Source organism: Aquabacterium sp. (genome assembly GCF_014378415.1).
GTDB lineage: Bacteria > Pseudomonadota > Gammaproteobacteria > Burkholderiales > Burkholderiaceae_C > Aquabacterium.
Map to the genome: position 1 here is coordinate 1 of NZ_JACMNS010000025.1, position 19,569 is coordinate 19,569.

17 protein-coding genes and 2 tRNA genes are annotated in these 19,569 nt (G+C 61.9%); 12 read left to right on the forward strand and 7 right to left on the reverse strand.

Features of this window, described 5'->3' with window-relative positions; translation table 11 throughout:
- From H7225_RS02770 to H7225_RS02785, 4 genes are all read left to right on the forward strand, one after another.
- Positions 1–459, forward strand: a 459-nt coding sequence (locus tag H7225_RS02770) for an alpha-E domain-containing protein (protein ID WP_290659264.1), incomplete at its 5' end; no start/stop codon positions are given.
- A complete protein-coding gene (locus H7225_RS02775; RefSeq protein WP_290659265.1) occupies positions 456–1,409 on the forward strand; it encodes a transglutaminase family protein in 954 nt (317 codons plus the stop codon). The genes H7225_RS02770 and H7225_RS02775, both read left to right, overlap by 4 nt.
- A 137-nt stretch (positions 1,410–1,546) precedes the next feature.
- Positions 1,547–2,980: a circularly permuted type 2 ATP-grasp protein gene (locus tag H7225_RS02780; protein ID WP_290659266.1), complete on the forward strand. Its 1,434-nt coding sequence runs from the start codon at positions 1,547–1,549 to the stop codon at positions 2,978–2,980.
- Between the two features lie 130 nt (positions 2,981–3,110).
- On the forward strand, positions 3,111–4,070 hold the full coding sequence (locus tag H7225_RS02785) for an alpha-E domain-containing protein (protein ID WP_290659267.1): 960 nt from the start codon (positions 3,111–3,113) through the stop codon (positions 4,068–4,070).
- A gap of 243 nt (positions 4,071–4,313) precedes the next feature.
- Here the strand turns inward: H7225_RS02785 and H7225_RS02790 are convergent, their stop codons facing one another.
- Positions 4,314–4,586, reverse strand: coding sequence for an oxidative damage protection protein (locus H7225_RS02790; protein ID WP_290659268.1), 273 nt, complete (start codon positions 4,584–4,586; stop codon positions 4,314–4,316).
- Positions 4,587–4,751: 165 nt separating this feature from the next.
- Here H7225_RS02790 and H7225_RS02795 point away from each other — a divergent pair, with 165 nt between their 5' ends.
- Positions 4,752–5,468 carry a hypothetical protein gene (locus tag H7225_RS02795; RefSeq protein WP_290659269.1) on the forward strand — a complete coding sequence of 239 codons (717 nt, stop codon included), beginning with the start codon at positions 4,752–4,754 and terminating at the stop codon, positions 5,466–5,468.
- 31 nt (positions 5,469–5,499) lie between these two features.
- On the opposite strand, the gene argA is transcribed toward H7225_RS02795, so the two are convergent.
- Positions 5,500–6,879 (reverse strand): amino-acid N-acetyltransferase, encoded by a 1,380-nt coding sequence (argA, locus tag H7225_RS02800; protein ID WP_290659270.1) that lies wholly within the window; start codon positions 6,877–6,879, stop codon positions 5,500–5,502.
- Between the two features lie 54 nt (positions 6,880–6,933).
- Between argA and hrpA the strand changes: the two genes are divergently transcribed.
- The 6 genes from hrpA to H7225_RS02830 all read left to right on the forward strand — a co-directional run bounded on the left by hrpA (position 6,934) and on the right by H7225_RS02830 (position 12,848).
- Entirely contained in the window at positions 6,934–10,884 is a 3,951-nt protein-coding gene (gene hrpA / locus H7225_RS02805; RefSeq protein WP_290659271.1) for an ATP-dependent RNA helicase HrpA, read from the forward strand.
- Positions 10,885–10,995: 111 nt separating this feature from the next.
- A complete protein-coding gene (locus H7225_RS02810) occupies positions 10,996–11,616 on the forward strand; it encodes a DUF3617 family protein (protein WP_290659272.1) in 621 nt (206 codons plus the stop codon).
- Positions 11,617–11,668: 52 nt separating this feature from the next.
- Positions 11,669–11,745, forward strand: a tRNA-Pro gene (locus H7225_RS02815).
- A complete protein-coding gene (locus tag H7225_RS02820) occupies positions 11,718–11,891 on the forward strand; it encodes a hypothetical protein (RefSeq protein WP_290659273.1) in 174 nt (57 codons plus the stop codon). Before H7225_RS02815 ends, H7225_RS02820 begins: the two co-directional genes overlap by 28 nt.
- Before the next feature lie 86 nt (positions 11,892–11,977).
- A tRNA-Arg gene (locus tag H7225_RS02825) sits at positions 11,978–12,054 on the forward strand.
- A 122-nt stretch (positions 12,055–12,176) separates the two neighbouring features.
- A complete protein-coding gene (locus tag H7225_RS02830; RefSeq protein ID WP_290659274.1) occupies positions 12,177–12,848 on the forward strand; it encodes a hypothetical protein in 672 nt (223 codons plus the stop codon).
- Here the strand turns inward: H7225_RS02830 and H7225_RS02835 are convergent.
- Positions 12,829–13,599, reverse strand: coding sequence for an oxepin-CoA hydrolase, alternative type (locus tag H7225_RS02835; RefSeq protein WP_290659275.1), 771 nt, complete (start codon positions 13,597–13,599; stop codon positions 12,829–12,831). The genes H7225_RS02830 and H7225_RS02835 overlap by 20 nt on opposite strands.
- A 237-nt stretch (positions 13,600–13,836) precedes the next feature.
- Here H7225_RS02835 and H7225_RS02840 point away from each other — a divergent pair, with 237 nt between their 5' ends.
- Complete coding sequence (locus tag H7225_RS02840; protein ID WP_290659276.1) at positions 13,837–15,894, forward strand: hypothetical protein; 2,058 nt, start codon at positions 13,837–13,839, stop codon at positions 15,892–15,894.
- 21 nt (positions 15,895–15,915) lie between these two features.
- Here the strand turns inward: H7225_RS02840 and H7225_RS02845 are convergent, their stop codons facing one another.
- Genes H7225_RS02845 through lptF form a run of 4 tightly spaced genes read right to left on the reverse strand, consistent with a single transcriptional unit; the run spans position 15,916 to position 19,547 of the window.
- On the reverse strand, positions 15,916–16,884 hold the full coding sequence (locus H7225_RS02845) for a CysB family HTH-type transcriptional regulator (protein ID WP_290659277.1): 969 nt from the start codon (positions 16,882–16,884) through the stop codon (positions 15,916–15,918).
- Positions 16,881–17,288: a CbiX/SirB N-terminal domain-containing protein gene (locus H7225_RS02850; RefSeq protein ID WP_290659278.1), complete on the reverse strand. Its 408-nt coding sequence runs from the start codon at positions 17,286–17,288 to the stop codon at positions 16,881–16,883. Before H7225_RS02850 ends, H7225_RS02845 begins: the two co-directional genes overlap by 4 nt.
- A 19-nt stretch (positions 17,289–17,307) precedes the next feature.
- Complete coding sequence (gene lptG / locus H7225_RS02855; RefSeq protein ID WP_290659279.1) at positions 17,308–18,468, reverse strand: LPS export ABC transporter permease LptG; 1,161 nt, start codon at positions 18,466–18,468, stop codon at positions 17,308–17,310.
- Complete coding sequence (gene lptF, locus H7225_RS02860; RefSeq protein WP_290659280.1) at positions 18,465–19,547, reverse strand: LPS export ABC transporter permease LptF; 1,083 nt, start codon at positions 19,545–19,547, stop codon at positions 18,465–18,467. Before lptF ends, lptG begins: the two co-directional genes overlap by 4 nt.
- Between the last annotated feature and the right edge of the window lie 22 nt (positions 19,548–19,569).

A 19,569-nucleotide genomic window follows, 5' to 3' on the forward strand; every position in this document is an offset into this window, starting at 1 on the left:
CTGCTGGAGCGCCTGGTCAGCTATGCCGGCATCCTGCAGGCTTTCTGGCAGCGTGAAGCCATGCACACGCCGCAAGGCTTTGACTTGTTGCTGATGCTGTTTGACAGCGCCATCACTTTCCGCGCGCGCTTCCAGCGTCGCCTGGAGTTGCCGGCCTTGCTCGCCATGCTGGTGATCGACGAAACCAACCCTCGTTCGATGGCCTGTGTGCTGCGCCGCTTGCGCACCGAGCTGGGCAAGCTGCCCGACCGCGCCGGCCCCAAAGAAGACCTGTTGGCCTTGTTGCCCCAGGAGGGCGTGGGCGTCACGCTGGAAGAGCTGTGTGAGACCGAGTTGGGCAATGCCGCCTTGCAGGCTTTGGCGCAACGCCTGATGCACGCGGGCTGGCTCTTGTCAGACGAGTTGGGCCGACGTTACTTTGCCCACTCGGAACCGACCGAACAGATGGTGAGCGCGTGACGACCGATTTGACCGCTTCCGCCCAACGCCTGACCGTTGAGCATGAGACCCTTTACCGCTATGCACGCGCGGTGGACATGGCCCAGCACATCGCCTGCCTGCGGCCTCTGTCCGACGAAGGCCAGGTGCTTGAGCAGTTCGAGATGGCTGTCAGCCCCTTGCCAGCGCAACACAGCACCCGCCGAGATGCCTTTGGCAACAGCCGCGCGTATTTCGCCATCAACGCGGCGCACAAAGTACTCAAGGTGGTGGCCCGCAGCCAGGTGCTGGTGAAAGCCCGCTACAAAGGGTTGGACCCGGCCCAAGGCGCCACCTGCGGTGAGGTGCGCCAGCAGCTCACCTACCGCGCCGAGGCACCTTTTCAGAGCGCCAGCGAGTTCGCCTATGCGTCTCCCTACGTGCCCGTGCACGATGAGCTGCGCGACTATGGTGCCCGGTCCTTGACGGACGATCGCCCCTTGGCCGAAGCCGTCATCGAACTGATGAACCGCATCCACGCAGACTTCACCTATGCGCCTGCGTCCACCGACATTTCCACCCCCATCCTGGCGGTATTTGAGCAGCGCAAAGGCGTGTGTCAGGACTTTGCCCACCTCATGCTGGGGTGTCTGCGGGCCTGTGGGTTGGCGGGGCGCTATGTCAGCGGCTACCTGTTGACCTTGCCGCCAGAAGGGCAGGAGCCCTTGGTGGGTGCCGACGCCTCGCATGCTTGGGTCAGCGTGTGGTGCCCTGGCTTGGGGCTGCCCTTTGGCCACTGGCTGGATCTGGACCCCACCAACGATTGCGTGCCCGACACGCACCACGTTCGGGTGGCCCACGGCCGCGATTTTGGTGACGTGACCCCTTTGCGTGGCGTCATCCGCGGCGGCGGAAAGCACACCTTGTTGGTGCGTGTCACGACGCGACTGGTCAAGGAAGGCGTCAAAGAGTTGACGAAGGCACCAATATAGAACGATATTGCACGGTTAAATGCCGATGTGCCCGAAAGCTGTGCCGTGCCATGTCGCCGTCTTCCAGGGTTGGCACACTCCATGCATTACTTTGTCAGACCGCTGTTTTCAAGGGACTCCCTGACGGGACGAAGTCAATGAGATTCTTCGACGAAATGCACGTCAACAGTGCCCAAGTGCGCGACCACTACCAGGTCTATGACCGCTGGTTGGCCAAGCAGCCCCGCGACGTGATGCGTTCACGCCGCGAAGAGGCTGAGATGATTTTCCGCCGGGTCGGCATCACCTTCGCGGTGTATGGCGACAAGGACGAAACAGGGGCTGGCAATGAACGCCTGATCCCCTTTGACCTGATCCCGCGAATCATCCCCGCCGACGAATGGCGCGAGATGGAGAAAGGCCTGCGCCAGCGCGTGACCGCCTTGAACCGATTCCTGGAAGACGTGTATCACAGCCAGGAAATCCTCAAGGCCGGCATCATCCCCCCTGAGCCCGTGCTCAACAACGCCCAGTTCCGCAAGGAGATGATGGGCCTGAAGGTGCCCGGCGGCATTTACTCGATCATCGCGGGCATCGACATCGTGCGGGCCTGCAACCCCGATGGCACGGGAACTTACTACGTGTTGGAAGACAACCTGCGCGTGCCCAGCGGCGTGAGCTACATGCTCGAGAACCGCAAGATGACCATGCGCCTGTTCCCCGAGTTGTTCGCGGAACACCGCATTGCGCCGGTGGCGCACTACCCCGATTTGTTGCTCGACACCCTGCGCGCCGTGGCGCCTGCCTCGGTCAACGAACCGACCGCCGTTGTCCTCACGCCCGGCATGCACAACTCGGCCTATTTCGAGCACGCCTTCCTGGCGCAGCAGATGGGCATCGAGCTGGTCGAAGGCGCCGACATGTTCGTCAAGGACGACTTCGTCTACATGCGCACCACGCGGGGCCCACAGCGCGTTGACGTGATCTACCGCCGCGTTGATGATGACTTCATGGACCCTGAAGTCTTCCGCAAGGATTCGACACTGGGTGTGGCCGGCTTGCTGCGCGCCTACCGTGCCGGCAACGTCACCCTGGCCAATGCCGTTGGCACCGGCATCGCTGACGACAAGTCGATCTACCCCTACGTGCCCAAGATGATCGAGTTCTACCTGGGCGAGAAACCGATTCTGCAGAACGTGCCGACCTTTTTGGGCCGCGACAAGAACGACCTCAAGTACGTGCTCGACAACTTGAAGGATCTGGTCGTCAAGGAAGTGCACGGCGCGGGCGGCTATGGCATGTTGGTGGGCCCGGCGTCCACCACGGCCGAGATCGAAGCGTTCCGCCAACAGTTGCTGGCCAACCCCAGCAACTACATCGCGCAGCCCACCTTGTCACTGTCCACGTGTCCTACTTTTGTGGAGTCGGGCATCGCGCCTCGCCACATTGACCTGCGGCCCTTTGTGCTGTCAGGCAAAACCGTTCAGATGGTGCCGGGCGGGCTCACCCGCGTGGCCCTGAAAGAAGGCTCCCTGGTCGTCAACAGCTCACAAGGCGGTGGCACCAAGGACACATGGGTTCTGGAAGCATGAGGAGGATCCCACCATGCGTTACGACGGCTCTCGCGCTCAAAGTCAGCCCCCCGAACCACCAGACGACAGCACCCCGGCCGACCGGCTGGAACCACGTCTGAATCTCCACACTCCACACACGGAGTCCCGCATGCTTTCTCGCACCGCCGACCACCTTTTCTGGATGGCCCGCTACATGGAGCGGGCCGAAAACACGGCCCGCCTGCTCGATGTCAATTACCAGACATCGCTCCTGCCGCAGTCCGACGCCTCGGCCATTCAAGGCTGGAAGGGCTTGCTGGGCATCAGCGAGCTGAGCGAGGAGTACCAAAAGCGTTTTGACAAAATCACCGCGCGTGATGTCATGAGCTTCATGGTCAGCGATGCCAACAACCCGTCCAGCATCCTGAGCTGCCTGCGCGCCGCGCGCGAAAATGCGCGTGCCGTGCGCGGCGCCCTGACCACCGAGGTCTGGGAGACCACCAACCAGACCTGGCTGGAGTTCAATCGTCTTCTGAGCACTGGCGCCCTCAAGAAGGACCCGGCCGAACTGTTCGAATGGGTCAAGTTCCGATCGCACCTGTCGCGTGGCGTGACCTTGGGCACCATGCTGCAAGACGAGTCTTTCCACTTCCAGCGCATTGGCACTTTCCTGGAGCGCTCAGACAACACCGCGCGTTTGCTGGACGTGAAATTCCACAGCCTGGACACCGCCGAGTTCTTCGGATCGGGCGCGGGCAACGAGGCCAAAGAGGTTGATTTTTACCACTGGTCGGCCGTGCTGCGCAGCGTCTCGGCGTTTGAGGTTTACCGCAAGGTCTACCGCAACGTGATCCGGCCTGAAAAAGTGGCCGAGCTGCTGATCCTTCGTCCCGACATGCCTCGCTCATTGCTGGCCAGCATGAATGAGGTGGTCATTAACCTGCGTGCGGTGGCCAATGACCAAAGCGACGACACCTTGCGCCGTGCGGGCCGCCTGCGCGCCGACCTGCAATACGGCCGCATCGACGAGATCTTGTCCACCGGCCTGCACGCCTACCTCACGCAGTTCCTGGACCGCGTTGGTGACTTGGGTTACGGCATCAGTCGCGATTTTTTGATGCCGGAGTGATCTGGCTTCAGCGCGAAGCCAGGGGTGCGTTGTTCACCACGGCTTTCGCGAAGGCCGTGCCGAGATCGCCTGCTTGATGTTCAGCATGCGCAGCCTTTGCGAACAGGGCTTCACGGCAGGGCCAAAAGCGTTTCACAGCAGGCGCTTGAACCGATGGCGTACGCCGTTGCCGGCGTGAGAACAACGCTGCTGGCTTGGCCTGTGATTGCCAGCGCCAGCAGGGGCAGTTGCGTCACGTGGGCTTTACTGAGCGGGCGGTACGTAGCCTTGCACCTGGTCACCACCACCACCAAAGAAGAACTGCTCCATCTGGCGAGCCAGGTATTGGCGTGCCCGTGCATCGGCCAGGTTCAGGCGGTTTTCATTGACCAACATGGTCTGGTGCTTGAGCCACATCTGCCAGGCTTCTTTGCTGACTTCGTTGTAGATGCGCTTGCCCAACTCGCCGGGGTAGGGCGCGTAGTCCATGCCTTCGGCTTCTTTTTTGAGGTGGGTGCATTGAATGGTGCGTGCCATGGGTCGGATTTCCAGAAAAAGGTGGGACGGGTTTCGCGCAGCCGCCAATGGTACGAGGATTGGCGCAGGCTGTTCAACCCTGGGGCTGTTGGTAAAGCTCATGGGCGCCAAAAAATCATGGCGGTTTTCATGGAACGATACAGAGATCCCATCAGGAGACTTTGGATGAAATGTGATTTGTGGTCCGCCATGAGCATTCTGGGCGTGTGCCTCACCGTGGCCGGTTGTTCGTCGGCACCCAAATCAGTGCCCAGCCAGGCGCCGCTGGCGTCGGTCAACCAAAACTGTGGTTTGACCACGGCATCCAATGGCGAATTGGGCCTGAGTTGCCTGCTCACCGGGCCCCTTGCAGATGCCCAGGTCGACGCCGAACGCCCTGGCAACCAGGCCTGCAGCGGCGACAGCTTCTCGCTCTTCAAGCAAAGCATCAGCACACCGATCTGGCTGGTGCATGGCCAGAAAGGCGATGATGGCCCCTTGCGGGTTCGGGTGGGTGGCAGTGTGGGCCCGGGCACGCACACCGGCAAAATTGGCAAGTCTGCCGGCAACGACTGCGATGCCATCGTCGGGCCCGTGGTCAGCCTGGTCACCCAATATGGCGGCACTTATGTGGCCATGGTCGACAAAACCCAGCGGCCCGTGTGCGTGTCCCAGTCCCGTTTGATCCTGAGCGCTTTCACTCAGAAGCTGTCCGTGGCTTTGCCGAAAGACATCAGCGGCGTTACCCACGAGAGCACCGTCGATGCCATGCAAAAGCGGCTTGATCTGGAGGTGGCCACACAGGTCAACCGGTATCTTCAACCTGGCCATGCCTTGTCCGATGCCGTGGTGAGTCGACATGGCCGCTGCCCCGATGGCTTCAGGACCTTCATCGGGAACTGAGTTACCCAAGACCCACTGGCCTTGAGCCTGGCTATTTGAGCGGCTTGACCAGCACCTGCGAGCGGCGATCCCACTTGTAATGGCGCTTGCGCGCTTCGGGCAACCAAGTCGGGTCAACCGGGGCAAAGCCGCGTTTGAGGAACCAGTGCATGGTCCGCGTGGTCAGCACGAACAACGACGACACGCCCATGGCGCGGGCGCGTTGCTCGATCCGCTTGAGGATGCGCTCGCCGTCGCCCTGGCCTTGCGCATTCGGTGACACAGTCAGCGCGGCCATCTCTGCCGTGCCCGATTCCGGGTAGGCGTGCAGGGCAGCGCAGCCAAAGATCACGCCGTCGTGCTCGATCACGGTGTATTGCGACACATCGCGTTCGATCTCGGTGCGGCTGCGCTTGACCAGCGTGCCGTCCTTCTCGAAAGGCTCAATCAGTTGAAGGATGCCGCCCACGTCATCCGGCGTGGCCTCGCGCAGGCTTTCCAGTTTTTCGTCGACGATCATGGTGCCCAAGCCGTCGTGGGTGAACACCTCCATCAGCAGCGCGCCATCGACCTTGAACGGGATGATGTGTACACGCTCAACCCCGCCTTCGCTGGCCTTCACAGCGTGCTGCAGGTAGAAGGCCGTGTCGGTGGGCTGCATGGGGTTGGGCAGGCTGGCGACCAGGCGTTTGGCGTCCAGCAGCGCCAGTTCCTGGTCGATCTCGTCGTCGTTGTTTTGCGTGGCTTCCAGTTCAACCGCTTTGTCGGGGGCCTGCACCACGCTTTGCAAGATGCCGCGCACCTCGGTCACGAAGATCAGCTTGTCGGCCTGCAGGGCGATGGCGGCGCTGGTGGCCACGTCTTCCATGCTCAGGTTGAAGGCCTCGCCAGTGTGTGAGAAACCAAAGGGTGACAGCATCACCATGGCGCCGGTGTCGATGGCGCGGCGCACTGGCACCGCATCGATCTTGCGGACCAGGCCCGTGTGCATGAAATCCACACCATCCACGATGCCCACGGGGCGGGCCGTCACGAAGTTGCCCGAGATGACGCTGACCGAGGCCCCCGCCATGGGCGTGTTGGGCAAGCCCAGCGAGAAAGCGGCTTCGATCTCGTAGCGCAACTGGCCGGCGGCTTCTTGCGCGCAGTCCAGCGCCACCGAATCGGTGATGCGCATGCCGTGGCTGAATTTGGATTCCTGGCCCTTGGCGCGCAGTTGCTCTTCAAGCTGGGGCCTGAAGCCGTGGGCCAGCACGATCTTGATCCCCATGGCGTGCATCAGGGCCAGGTCTTGCACGAAGCTTTCCAGCTTGCCGGCGGCGATCAGCTCGCCTGACAGGCCCACCACGAAGGTCTTGCCGCGGTGCGCATGGATGTGGGGTGCCACGGAGCGAAACCAGGGCACGAAGGTGTGGGGGAAAACCAGGTCCATGAAGGCGGGCAGCGGTCGAGCGCTTTTTTCTAGAGGGAGGGAACGTCAGCCGCAATGGTACGGGCATTGGACGGCGCTCGGGCGACAGATAATCCCGTTCCTGTCCCGACCAGAGCACTCATCCCCTTGCTGCCCCCCATCACCTTCCCAGAATCGCTGCCCGTCAGCGGCAAACGCGCCGACATCGAAGCCGCGCTGCGCGAGCACCAGGTCATCATCGTGTGTGGTGAAACGGGCTCGGGCAAGACCACGCAACTGCCCAAAATCGCGCTCAGCATGGGCCGGGGCGGTTGGGGCCAGCCGCGCGTGCCGGGCCAGCGGGCCCAGCAGATTGGCCACACGCAGCCACGCCGCATTGCCGCGTCCAGCGTGGCCAAGCGCATCGCCGAAGAGCTGAACACGCCGCTGGGCGAAGTCGTGGGCTACAAGGTCCGGTTTCAAGACCGCTTGCAGCCGGGCGCCTCCGTCAAGCTGATGACCGACGGCATCCTGCTGGCCGAAACCCAGTCTGATCCGCTGCTGCGCGCCTACGACACGATCATCATCGACGAGGCCCACGAGCGCAGCCTGAACATCGACTTCCTGCTGGGTTACCTGCGCCAGTTGCTGCCACGCCGGCCCGACCTGAAGATCATCGTCACTTCGGCCACGATTGATGCCGACCAGTTTGCGCAGCATTTCGCCTCAAGCAAGGGACCGGCGCCGGTCATCATGGTCTCGGGCCGGCTGTTCCCGGTTGAGCAGCGTTGGCGCCCTTATGAAGACAGTCGCGACTACGGCCTGAACGAGGCCATCACCGACGCGGTCGATGAACTCTGGCGCGAAGGTAGCGGCGATATCCTGGTGTTTTTGCCCGGTGAAAGAGAGATCCGCGAGGCCGCCGACCAATTGCGCAAGCACATGGCCAACCAGCGCATGGTGGCCAACATCCTGCCCTTGTTCGCGCGCCTGAGCCAGCAAGAGCAGGACGAGGTTTTCCGCACCGGTGGCGCGCGCCGTGTGGTTCTGGCCACCAACGTGGCCGAAACTTCGCTGACCGTGCCTGGCATCCGCTATGTGATCGACGCGGGCCTGGCGCGCATCAAGCGCTACAGCTTTCGCAACAAGGTCGAGCAGCTGCAGATCGAGCCGATCAGCCAGTCGTCGGCCAACCAGCGGGCTGGGCGTTGCGGCCGCGTGGCCAACGGCATCTGCATCCGCCTGTACGACGAGAAAGACTTCAACGGCAGGCCCAAATTCACCGACCCCGAGATCTTGCGAAGCTCACTGGCCGGTGTGATCCTGCGGATGAAGTCGCTGCACCTGGGCCTGGTCGATGATTTCCCTTTCATCGAAGCACCCCTGCGCAAGGCCATCGCCGACGGCTACCAGTTGCTCAACGAGTTGGGCGCGGTGGACGAGGCCAACGAAATCACGCCGCTTGGGCAGACCCTGGCGCGCCTGCCGCTGGACCCGCGCGTGGGTCGCATGATCCTGGAAGCCAAAGACCGTCAGGCTCTGGCCGAGATGCTGGTCATTGCCTCAAGTTTGAGTGTGCAGGACGTGCGCGACCGCCCCGTCGAGCACCAGCAGGCCGCCGATGAAAAGCACAAGAAGTTCGACGACGAGAAGTCGGAATTCATGGGCACGCTCAAGCTGTGGAAATGGCTGGACGAAGGGCGGGGCGGCCACGGCCACCATGCGCCCGGCGCCCCTGAGCAGCACAAGCTCAGCCACCGAAAATACGAGCAACTATTGCGAGAAAACTTCATCAACCCGCGCCGCGTGCGCGAGTGGAAAGACGTTTACACGCAGTTGCACACCGTGGTGGCCGAGCACAACTGGCGCCTCAACGGCAGCCCCGCCACATATGAGCAGGTGCATTGCTCACTGCTGGCCGGCCTGCTGGGCAACCTGGGCCTCAAGAGCGAAGACGAAGAGTGGTACCTGGGCGCCCGCGGCATCAAATTCTGGAAGCACCCCGGCGCCAATCTGTCGAAAAAGCCCGGGCGTTGGATCCTGGCCGCTGAACTGGTCGAGACCACCAAACTGTATGGCCGGGGCGTCGCCAACATCGAGCTGCCCTGGGTCACGCAACTGGGTGCCCACTTGCTGAAAAAGCAGATGCTCGAGCCCCATTGGGAGAAGAAAGCCGCCGAGGTTGTCGCGCTCGAACGCGCCACCTTGTATGGCCTGGTCATCTACAGCAACAAGCGCATCAACTACGGCTTGGTCGATCCTGCCATGGCGCGCGAGATCTTCATCCGCGAAGCGCTGGTCAATGGCGAGTGGGAAACACGCCTGCCTTTCCAGGCCCACAACCACAAGCTGATCGCGCAGGTTGAAGCGCTGGAGCACAAGTCGCGCCGTCAAGACGTCTTGGTCGATGACGAGCTGATCGCCGCCTTCTACGAAGCGCAGATCCCGCCTGAAGTGGTGTCCGGCGCCACGTTTGAACGCTGGTATCGCCACGCCAGCCGCGAGAGCCCCAAGCTGCTGCACCTCACGCGCGAAGAGCTGATGCGCCACGAGGCGGCCGGCATCACCAGCAGCGCTTTCCCTAAAACCGTGCGCCTGGGCGGCATCGATTGCGCCACAAGCTACCTGCACGAACCAGGCGATGCCCGAGACGGCGTGACCGTGACCGTGCCCATCTTCGCGCTCAACCAGGTGGGCGATGATCGTGGCGAATGGCTGGTGCCCGGCATGTTGAAAGACAAGGTGCTGGCCTTGTTGAAAAGCCTGCATCAAAGGCCGCGTGCCCGACTGGTGCCGCTGCCCGACTTCGCCGAGGCTTTCATTCAGTCCGCTGAATTTTCGCGTGGTGGCATGCTCGATGTCCTGCTCAAGGCCGTGCGCGACAAGACCCAGCTCGACATCAAGCGAGCCGACTTCAAGCTCGAGCTGCTGTCGCCCCACCTGTTCATGAACTACCTCGTGGTGGATGAGCATGGCCGCCAGTTGGGCATGGGCCGCAACCTGGCCGCGCTCAAAGCTGATCTGGGTCATGAAGCGCGCGGTGCTTTCCAGGCCCTGGCCGCGCTCAAGGCGCAGTCGGTGGTGTCGGGTGTGGACGAGTCCCTGCCTGCGTTAGGAGGCGCCGCATCGACTGCCCGCTTCAGCAAGGCGCCTGCCTCGTCGCCTGCTGCGGCCAGCCCCCTGGTCAAAGCCAGGCCGCCACAGCCCTTGACCGATTGGTCCTTTGGCGAGCTGCCCGAGCTGATGGAGATCCAGCGCGGTGGACACATCCTGATCGGCTTCCCAGCCCTGATCGACAAGGGCGCGCACGTCGAGATCGAAGTCTTTGACGAGCCCGAAGTCGCGGCCCTCAAGCACCGTGCGGGCCTGCGCCGCCTGGTCGCCCTGCAGATCAAGGAGCCACTGAAGTACCTTGAGAAGAACATCCCCGAGCTGCAGAAGATGGCCATGGCCTACATGAGCCTGGGCGCGTCCGACGAATTGCGCGATCAAATCATCGATTTGGCCCTGGATCGCGCTTTTTTGCTTGACCCTTTGCCCGCCAACGCAGCCAGTTTCAAGGCACGGGTCGAAGAAGGCCGCACGCGCCTGAACCTGATTGCGCAAGAAGTGGCACGCCTGGCTGGCACAGTGTTGGTGGATTACGCAACGGCCGTGCGCAAGCTTAAGGACGCCAAGCCCCCTAAAGAGGTGCACGACGACATCGCCGCACAACTACAGCGGCTCATGCCCAAGCGTTTTGTGGTCCTGACGCCGTATTCGCAATTGCAACATGTGTCTCGTTATCTCAAGGCCATTACATTGCGGCTGGACAAGTTGCGTGGTGACCCGGCGCGCGACACGCAGCGCCTGCTTGAGTTGCGCCCCCTGGAGCAGCGCTACACGCGTCGCATCGCCGATCTCAAGGGCGTGGTGGACGCGCGTACCGATGAATTCCGCTGGCTTCTTGAAGAGTTGCGTGTCAGTCTTTTTGCGCAAGAGCTGCGAACACCGCAGCCCGTGAGCATCAAACGGCTTGAGAAAACTTGGTCACAAATCACGAATTGAGGGGGATGAATCCGGCGCTGTGTGTAACCGAGATTCGTGTGAACGTTACGCCTGGTCACGTTCAAATCGGCGTCAGAATTTCCCCGCCTCAGAATTCGCATATCGGGTGTTGTGCCCATTATTTTTGGTTTGGAGTTCGTTGTGGATAGAAGTGTGCAAAAGCGTTTTCTGGTGAAGACCCTTGTTGGGTCCATGTTGATGTTGGGACTTGCGGTACAACAAGCTCATGCGGTCATTCCTGGCCAGTGGAGATCCGACTACCGTGTTCAGATCAATGGCAAAGACACGAAAGTGGTCATGTCTCAGTTTGCTGCGCAAATCAGCGCTGCAATGCCAACCGACCTGAAGACTGGCGCCAAGGTGGGATTAAACAGCATTGGCAACCAGGGCAGTGCGACTGTGTGCATGACATCCGTCGTTGCTACAGCGTTAGCAACACCGACCAGCGTGTTCAATAAATTCGTGAAGATGAACCCACGTTGTACGCTGGTGGCTGGTCAAGTGACTGGGGACACCGTGCCCTTCACCGGTCGTTGCGACGACCCTTTCACCTACACCGGCAATGTCACTGGCAGTGTCAGGCTGCCCAACAGTTGGTCTTGGGGCTCGACCATGGAAGGCGTTGGACGTTTTCCTGACGCTGTGTTGACAGGTCTGAGCATCCCTGCCCAGTCTTTGGTGACGATGAAGACCAATGTCTGGAGTAGTCTAATCTCGAAAACCTGCCAATAAGGGCACGTGTGGTTCATTGATGCCGGATTCTGGGCTATAATCATCTACTAGTCGGGGCGTAGCGCAGCCTGGTAGCGCATCTGCTTTGGGAGCAGAGGGTCGTGAGTTCGAATCCCACCGCCCCGACCACAATTGAACAAGCCAGCAGATTTGATGATCTGCTGGCTTTTTTCATGGGCCACCGCATTGTTGGCAACGGCGTTGCAATCATGAGGGCGTGCAATGTTCACGCCCTGTTGTCCCGCGATCCGAAATTCGGCATCGGCAATTGGTAAGTTTTGTAACTCGCGCCAAAGCACATCGGGTTGTTGGCAACAGCCTTGATGTGGCCGCCGCGCCAGGCCGTAAAATTGCGCCATGCCTGCCCGTAGCTCAACTGGATAGAGCAACCCCCTTCTAAGGGGTAGGTTGGGGGTTCGATCCCCTCCGGGCAGACCAGTATTTGTTGGTGATGGCGTTGGGTGGTGAAAACATGGCCCTCCATGTGAACCGAACCCATGCAGAATGGACGCAAGTACCTTGCGGCCCATCCAATCTCATCCGGCGTTTCGCTGACCAGCATGTTTGCATCCATCAAACGCATGATTGCCCCCAGCTCTTCCAAGGGCGACGAGGGGCAGGTGTTGTCCAGCTGGGCCAAGGCCGAGGGCTACGCCTATAAAACCGTGCGCGACAAGGACGGTGGCGGCCACGTGGTCCAGGTTGAGGATGAAGATTGGCGAGTGGAGTGGGGCACGTCGCAACGTTCCTACATCCATGGCAAAGAACTCAGGTTTCGCAGCGAAACCAAGCTTTCCCCCGATGTGCAGATCCTGGTAGTCAGCCGGGTGCTGGCGCATGCGCTCGAGACCGAGGTGTTCAGCAGTTTCACCAACGCCATGCAAACCCAGGTCGACAACACCTTGCCTGAAGAGATGCGTTGGCTGCCCATGCACCCGCGCGTCACGTTGAGCGAGCCTGTGGTGTTGTCCAAGCGCTTTGTGGTGTTGGCGAACGCTGAAACCGTGGCTCGCCGCTGGCTGGACGACAAGCTATTGGCGGTGCTTGAAGATGCCGCCACTACCTGGTGGACCGATGCCCTGACCATGGTGGTCACTGTCAACCGTGGGCGCCTGACCATCCGCATGCCGGGACAGCCCCTTGAGGAAGCCCAGCTTCATGCCGTGGGGCGTCTGTGCTCCCAGGCGACCCGCAGCTTGAGGGCCGCAGCCCTTAGCTCTTCGGCCGGTTGAGGAATTTTTCAATGGCCTGGTCGGCTTCTGGCCGAAGCAGGTTGACCATGAAGTGTTGTTTTTCAGCTTCCAGTTGCTGGCGCAGTGTCTGGGCCGGGGCCTCGTTCACCAACTCCTTGATGCTGTTCAGCACGCCGGCCGGGGCTTGTGCCAGTTGTTCTGCCCAGGCCAGGGCTTGTTGCAGCACGGTGCCGGCCGGGGTGACTTGATGCACCACTCCCCAATGTGCCATCTGTTGGGCCGAGATGGGGGTGCTCTGCCACAGCAGTTGCAGGGCCGGGCCACGTCCCAAGGCGCGGGCAAGGTGCCAGCTGGCACCACCGTCTGGTGACAGGCCCACTTGGCTGTAGGCAGACACAAAACGCGCATTCTCGGCCGCCACGACCAGATCACACGCCAGTACCAACGACAGGCCGCCGCCCGCGGCCACGCCTTCCACCGCGGCAATCACTGGCTTGGGAAAGCTGCGCAGCGCTTCGATCCATTGGTGAAATGCATCAATGTGTTCGGCCACCCTGGGCAGATCGTGTTGGCGGTTGTGGGTTAAACGCTGCAAATCGCCGCCGCCACAAAAATGATGACCAGCGCCGGTCAAAATCACTGCACGGACATCATCATTGGATTCCGCCATGTTGAGTGTCTCGATGCCGGCTGCATAAACCTGGGGCGACAAGGCGTTCCGCGTAGCAGGGCCTACCAAGGTCATGATTTGCGTGGTGCCCACGCGTTCGGTTTGCAGTTCAGTGGTCATTCAATTTGGTAGTCGGTAACGAATAGCGCGGAAGTTAAGGTGCTTCCCGCGGCATGGAAGCGTTGGGCTTCATGCTAGAGTGAAATCTTGGGCCTCGCATGCACCGATATGAATAAATTCAACAGAGTATCGGCCGCGGTTCTAGCCGGTATGGCGCTTTACGGAGTGTCTGGGGCATCCCACGGTTTGGGCTTCGGCCGGCCCACCAGTCGCGCCATTTTGGGCGAAACACTCAATGTGACCGTTCCCATTCACGTGGAAACGGCCAATGACATCGCCAACGAGTGCGTTGCGGCTGATGTCTATTTTGGTGACGACAAATTGGCCGGGGCCGAGGTCACGGCCGTGCTGTTGCCGGGCTCGGGCAGCGAGCGTGTGATCAAGGTGACGACCCGCAAGTTCGTCAACGAGCCGGTGGTCACGGTGTACTTGGCCGCTGGATGCTCGGCCAAGGTCAGTCGCAAATTCGTGGCATTTGCCGATCCGCCCAGCGCCGCCTTGCCTTCTGCCAGTTTGAGTGAAACTGAAGCGCCTCCCGTGGCCTATGCCGCCAAAGCCGGCAAGGTGACGGTGGGCGGCCTGACCGTTGAAACCGGTGGCTCGACCATCGCTGCTGCGCCCTCGGATGACGGCGAGACCGCGCCCAAGGCCGCGCGACGTGACAAAAATTCAAACGCGTCGAGTGCCAAAAAATCAACTGCGGTGGCCACGAAAGCTGGCTCCACCGGGGCCGATGCGTTGCAGGGCGCCCCCAGCATGGCGCTGTCTCCACGCGCTCAGGCCCAAGAAGCCAGGGTGCTTGATGAAGCCACGTTGAGCCGCCTCCAAGCCGGTGGTGCGGGTAAATCGGCGGCCACATCGGCCCAGCGCTCATCGGGCGAGCGGCTGATGTTGGACCCTGTGGATGCTGATGCGTTGATTCAGCCCAACCTGACGATGACCGCCACCCCGCAAGGCAAGTTCGAGGGTGATGAGCCCTCTCCCGAGGTGCGTGAGCGCCGTGCCGCCGCGGCCGCCTTGTGGTTGGCCCTGAACTCCACGCCTGAGCAATTGGCCCGAGATCAGCAGCGCGTGCAAGAGCTTGAAAAGCGCTTGGCCAGCTTGAAGCAGGAGTCGGCCCAATCTCAACAGCAGCTTGTCCAACTGAAAGCCCGCGTTCAAGAGGCGGAGTCCGCTCGCAATAACTCCACCCTGGTGTATGCGCTGGGTGGTTTGGCCGCCCTGTTGGCTGCGGTGGTGGCCGTGCTGTTTTTGAAGGACCGGCGCCAGGGCGCAGGATCCGATTGGTGGAAATCGGACGCGGGGCCGAGTTCCGAGCCGACCGGTGACGACGGGACCAATGCCTCGCCCTTGGAGCGCACCTTGGCGCAATTCAAGCCAGGGCACGCGGGTTTGGACGATGGCAGCCGCGACACCACCCCTGCCGCAGGACCACCAGTGGTGGCGGTGCCAACGCCGGGGGCCCCTGCGTTGGTGAAAGAGACCGCGCCCACATTCAACATTCCGCCGGCGGGCAATGCGTCGGCATCGCCTGTGACGGCAGCCGCACGGGCGCCACGGCCTTTGCAGAATGAGGCCCCGCGCGAGGTGTCGGTCGAGGAGTTGATCGACCTGGAGCAGCAAGCAGAGTTCTTCATCGTGCTGGGGCAGGATGATGCGGCCCTGGACCTGCTCGAAAGCCACGTGCAAAGCACCACGGGTGCCAGCCCGCTGCCTTTCCTGAAGCTGCTTGAGATCTACCAGCGCCTGGGCAAACGGCAGGACTACGAGCGGGTTCAGGCCGAGTTCAATCAACGTTTCAACGGTTATGCGCCGGCCTGGGAATCGGATCTGTTGCAAGGACACAGCCTGTCGGAATACCCGGGCATCGTCGAGCGTTTGCAGGCCCTGTGGGCGGTACCGGCCAAGGCGATGGACGTGCTGGAGCGCTCGCTCACCCGGCCTGATGCCGAGGTTGAAACCTTCGACTTGCCGGCTTACCGCGAATTGCTGTTTTTGTATGCTGTGGCCCGGGATCTTTCGGAGCGTGAGCCCGAAACCCGTGACGCGGTGGACCTGAGTCTGCCGTTCGTCGATCCGATCATGGTGACCGTGTCCACCGAGCCAGAGACCATCGAGCCCTTGATGGCCACGCGCCCGGTCAAGGCGCAACCCCAGGCTCAGCCCATGATCAGTCTGGATTTGTCATTGGACGATCTGGAGCCGCCGGATGCGCCCGTGGCAGCCCCGCCAGCCAACAATCAGATCGAGTTCGAGCACGTGGACTTGAACCACAACGCACCTGACAAAACCTGAACCGAGTTTGAACTGCGGGCTCTACAGCCCGTGGTCGCTGCCGATGGTGGTCTTTGATCCGGGCTGCATGGCTTGCAGGATCAACTGTCGGCTCAGGCGGTCCGAAATCAGTTCGGCGAACGCAAGCACGAACTGGCGCAGGTAGGCCCCCCGTTTAAATGCAAGCCTCGCCATGTTGGGACCGAACAGGTGCCCGACGGGGCGCCACACCAGGTCTCCCTGCGAGGCCATCGTGGGATCGTCTTTCACGGCCATCTCGGCCACCAGGCCAATGCCCAGACCCAGTCGCGTGTAGGTTTTGATGACGTCGGCGTCGATGGCTTCCAGCACTACGTTGGGGGTCAGGCCTCGTTGTGCAAAGGCCAGGTCAATGCGCTTGCGGCCGGTGAATGAGGGGTGGTACGAGATCAAAGGCTCGGCGGCCAGTTGTTCCAAGGTCAGGCGCGGCACTTGGGCCAGGGGGTGGGCCGCGGGCATGACGACCACGTGCTGCCACTCGTAGCAGGGCAAGGTCACCAGCTCGGGGAAATCGCTGAGCGATTCGGTGGCCAGGCCGATGTCGGCGGTTTCGTCCAGCACCATCTTGGCCACTTGCTCCGGGGTGCCCTGGTGCAGGCTGATGGCGACCTTGGGGTACTTTTTGCGCAAGGCCGCCACGGGTTCGGGCAGCACATACCGGGCTTGCGTGTGCGTGGTGGCAATCGACAGAGTGCCGGCGTCTTGCAGGGCGTATTCGTCGCCAATGCGTTTGAGGTTGCCGACCTCTCGCAGGATCAGGTCGATGGACTTGAGCACATGTTGGCCGGGCTCGGTGATCCGCTTCAAGCGCTTGCCATGGCGCACGAAGATGTCGACGCCCAGCTCTTCTTCCAGTTCCAGGATGGCTTTGGAGATGCCTGGCTGCGAGGTGTGCAGGGCCTTGGCCGTCTCGGTCAGGTTGAGGTTGCGGCGGGCCGCTTCTTGAACAAACCGGAACTGGTGCAGGTTCATGGTTGCTTGCTCAAGGGGCAGTCAGGTTGTGCCAGTGACCAGGCGCTGTCGGCCAGGGCCTGGATCAGCAAATCGGTTTCGCCCACGGCGCTGCTGAGTTTCCACTGCACGTGGGGGTATTGCTCGGCCAGCTCGGTCATCAGCAGCGGCAGGTCTTTGCGCACGTGGCCGCCAGCCCCCAGGAACAAAGGCACCACGGTGACCTGCTGGCACCCGGCCTCAGCCAGGGCGGCGCCAGCATCGCGCAGGGTGGGGGACATGAACTCCAGAAACGCCAGTCGGACTTCGGTGTCTGCGCCGATGGCCAGGCGTTGGCGTAGCCGATCGGCCGCCGCTTCAAAGGGGCGGGCCCAGTTGGGGTCGCGGGCGCCGTGGGCGAATAGGAGGATGCCACGTGAAGTCATGGTGTTGCTGCCCAGGTTTTCAACGGTTGCGGACCAGCCAGACAAAGGCGCTCATCGACAAGCCCAGGTACACCAGGCTGGGCAATGCCGCCGCGATCCAGGGTGTCCATTGGTGCAGGAGGCCCAGGTGGCTGGAGATGTGGTTGACGAGCACAAAGCTGATGCCCAGCATGACGCCGCCAAAGATCTTCAGGCTCATGCCCCCACTGCGTGCGTGGAGGTAAGCGAAAGGCAGCGCCAACGCCAGCATCACCATGCAGACCAGCGGGGCGCAGGCGCGTTTCCAGAACTGGATTTCATAGCGCTGCGCGGCTTGGGCATTGCTGGCCAAGTGCTGGGTGTAGCGCCACAGGGACAGGGTGGACATGGTGTCGGGCGGCAGCACGGAGGCGGCCACGACCATGGGTGTCAAACTGCTTTGCCAGTCCATGTTGGGCAGGCGGCGTTCCTCAATGCCCGTGACGTCCAGGTTGGTGGTCTCGCCCGGCATGGCGAAATGACCTGGCCAGCGGGTATCGGTCACCCCTTGCAAATGCCACATCGAGCCTGCCTTGCCTTCGCCGATGGGTTCAACCCGGGCTTGCTGGGCCGAGACACGCCGCACCAATCGACCCAGGTGGTCAAACTCGAACATCCTCACCTGCCGGAAGTGGTCCTGGCCTTCAGCCGCCCCCACGTTGACGGTCACCGTGTGGATCTGGCCATCAGTTTGCGGTGCGCGTTCACGCAACCAGGCGCCACTTTGGCCCAACTTGATGCCTTGCCCCTCGCGGAACTGGGCCTGGTGCAAGGTGGCTTGGCGCTCAGCCAAAGGCATGAGCCAGTCGCCCACGCCAACCATCAGCAAGGCGCTGGCCAGGCCGATGCCCCCCAGCAACCACAAGGCCCGCGCTGGGCCCAGCCCGCCGGTGCGCAGGATGGTGAACTCGGAGGTTTGCGCCAGCCGGGCCAGGGCCAAGGTGGTGCCAATCAGCAAGGCAATGGGGAACACGTCGTAGAAATGGCTGGGCAGCTCGAGCACGCAGTCCCAGATGGCGTCCACCAAGGTGTAGCCATGGCGGCCCACGTCGCGCAAGGCATCCACGAAATCGGTGAAAAAGCTCAGGGCCAGGAAAGCCGCGGCCACAAAGAGCACGGCCGCGATGATCTGGCTGTACAGCAGGCGGCGGACGGTCTTCATGAACGCCCCCTGATCAGGGTCACCAGGCCGCCGTCGCGCCACCAAATGCGCGCCAGGGCCAGCAAGGTCAGCAGGCCGTGCACGCCCAGCAGGCTGGTCCAGGTGCCCAGTTGCTGGTTGGTCACCCAGGTTTGGGTCATCGACAGCAGGTTGAAATAGATCACGAATACCAACAGCGCAGATACCAGGCTCCAGTTGCCGGAGCGCCGCGCGTTGCCCGAGGCCAGGCCCAGCCCGACCAGCATCATGTTCAAAGCAGCCCACACCATGCCGATTCGCCAGACCAGCTCGCCCTGCATGTCGGGGGCGGGCGATGCCAGCAGGTCCAGCGTGGAGGCGCTGCGCGCTGCCGGGCGGCCGTCTTCGCTTTGTTCAGCCTCGCCCACCAGGATGCGTGCCGAATCAAAGCGGGACAGCACTTTCTCGCCGGTCTTCAAGTCGGTTTGGGTTCTCTCGCCGCGCATGAGGTTCAGGTAACGCTGCCCTTTGACGGTTTCCAACTGGCCTTCCTGCGCGGTGATGATCGCTTCCTGACCATTTTGCGTGAGCACCATGAAGACGTTTTTGCCAACCCGCTCGCCATCACTGTGGCTGTCAATGAAGAACACCCGGCTGCCGTTTGATGAGCTTTGAAACTGCCCTGGTTGCACTCGCGCGATGTCGGATCGCTTTTCGTAGCGTTCTTTCAGCAGCTGGGTTTGGGACTGCGCCCAAGGCCGGGCCACCAGCACCAGCAAGGCCACGCTCAGGAGGACCGGCCAGCCCATTTGCACCAGCGGCCGCAAAAAGCTGAACTGGCGGGCGCCGCTGACTTGCCAGACCACCATTTCGCTTTCGCGCCAGAAACGGCTGAGCACGGCGACCACGGACACGAACAGGGCCAGGCTCACCAGCATGGGGGCTTGGCCGATGAGGGTGTAGCCCAGCATCAGGCTGACGTCGCTGGCCGCGAACGCGCCTTTGGTGGCTTGGCTGAGCATACGGATCAGCACCATGGTCAGGACCACGGTTAACAGCACCACCAGCGTGCCGACAAAGCTTCGCCAGAGTTCTCGGCGCACAGAGGAATCGAATAACATTGCTCAGCTCAAATCAATCCGT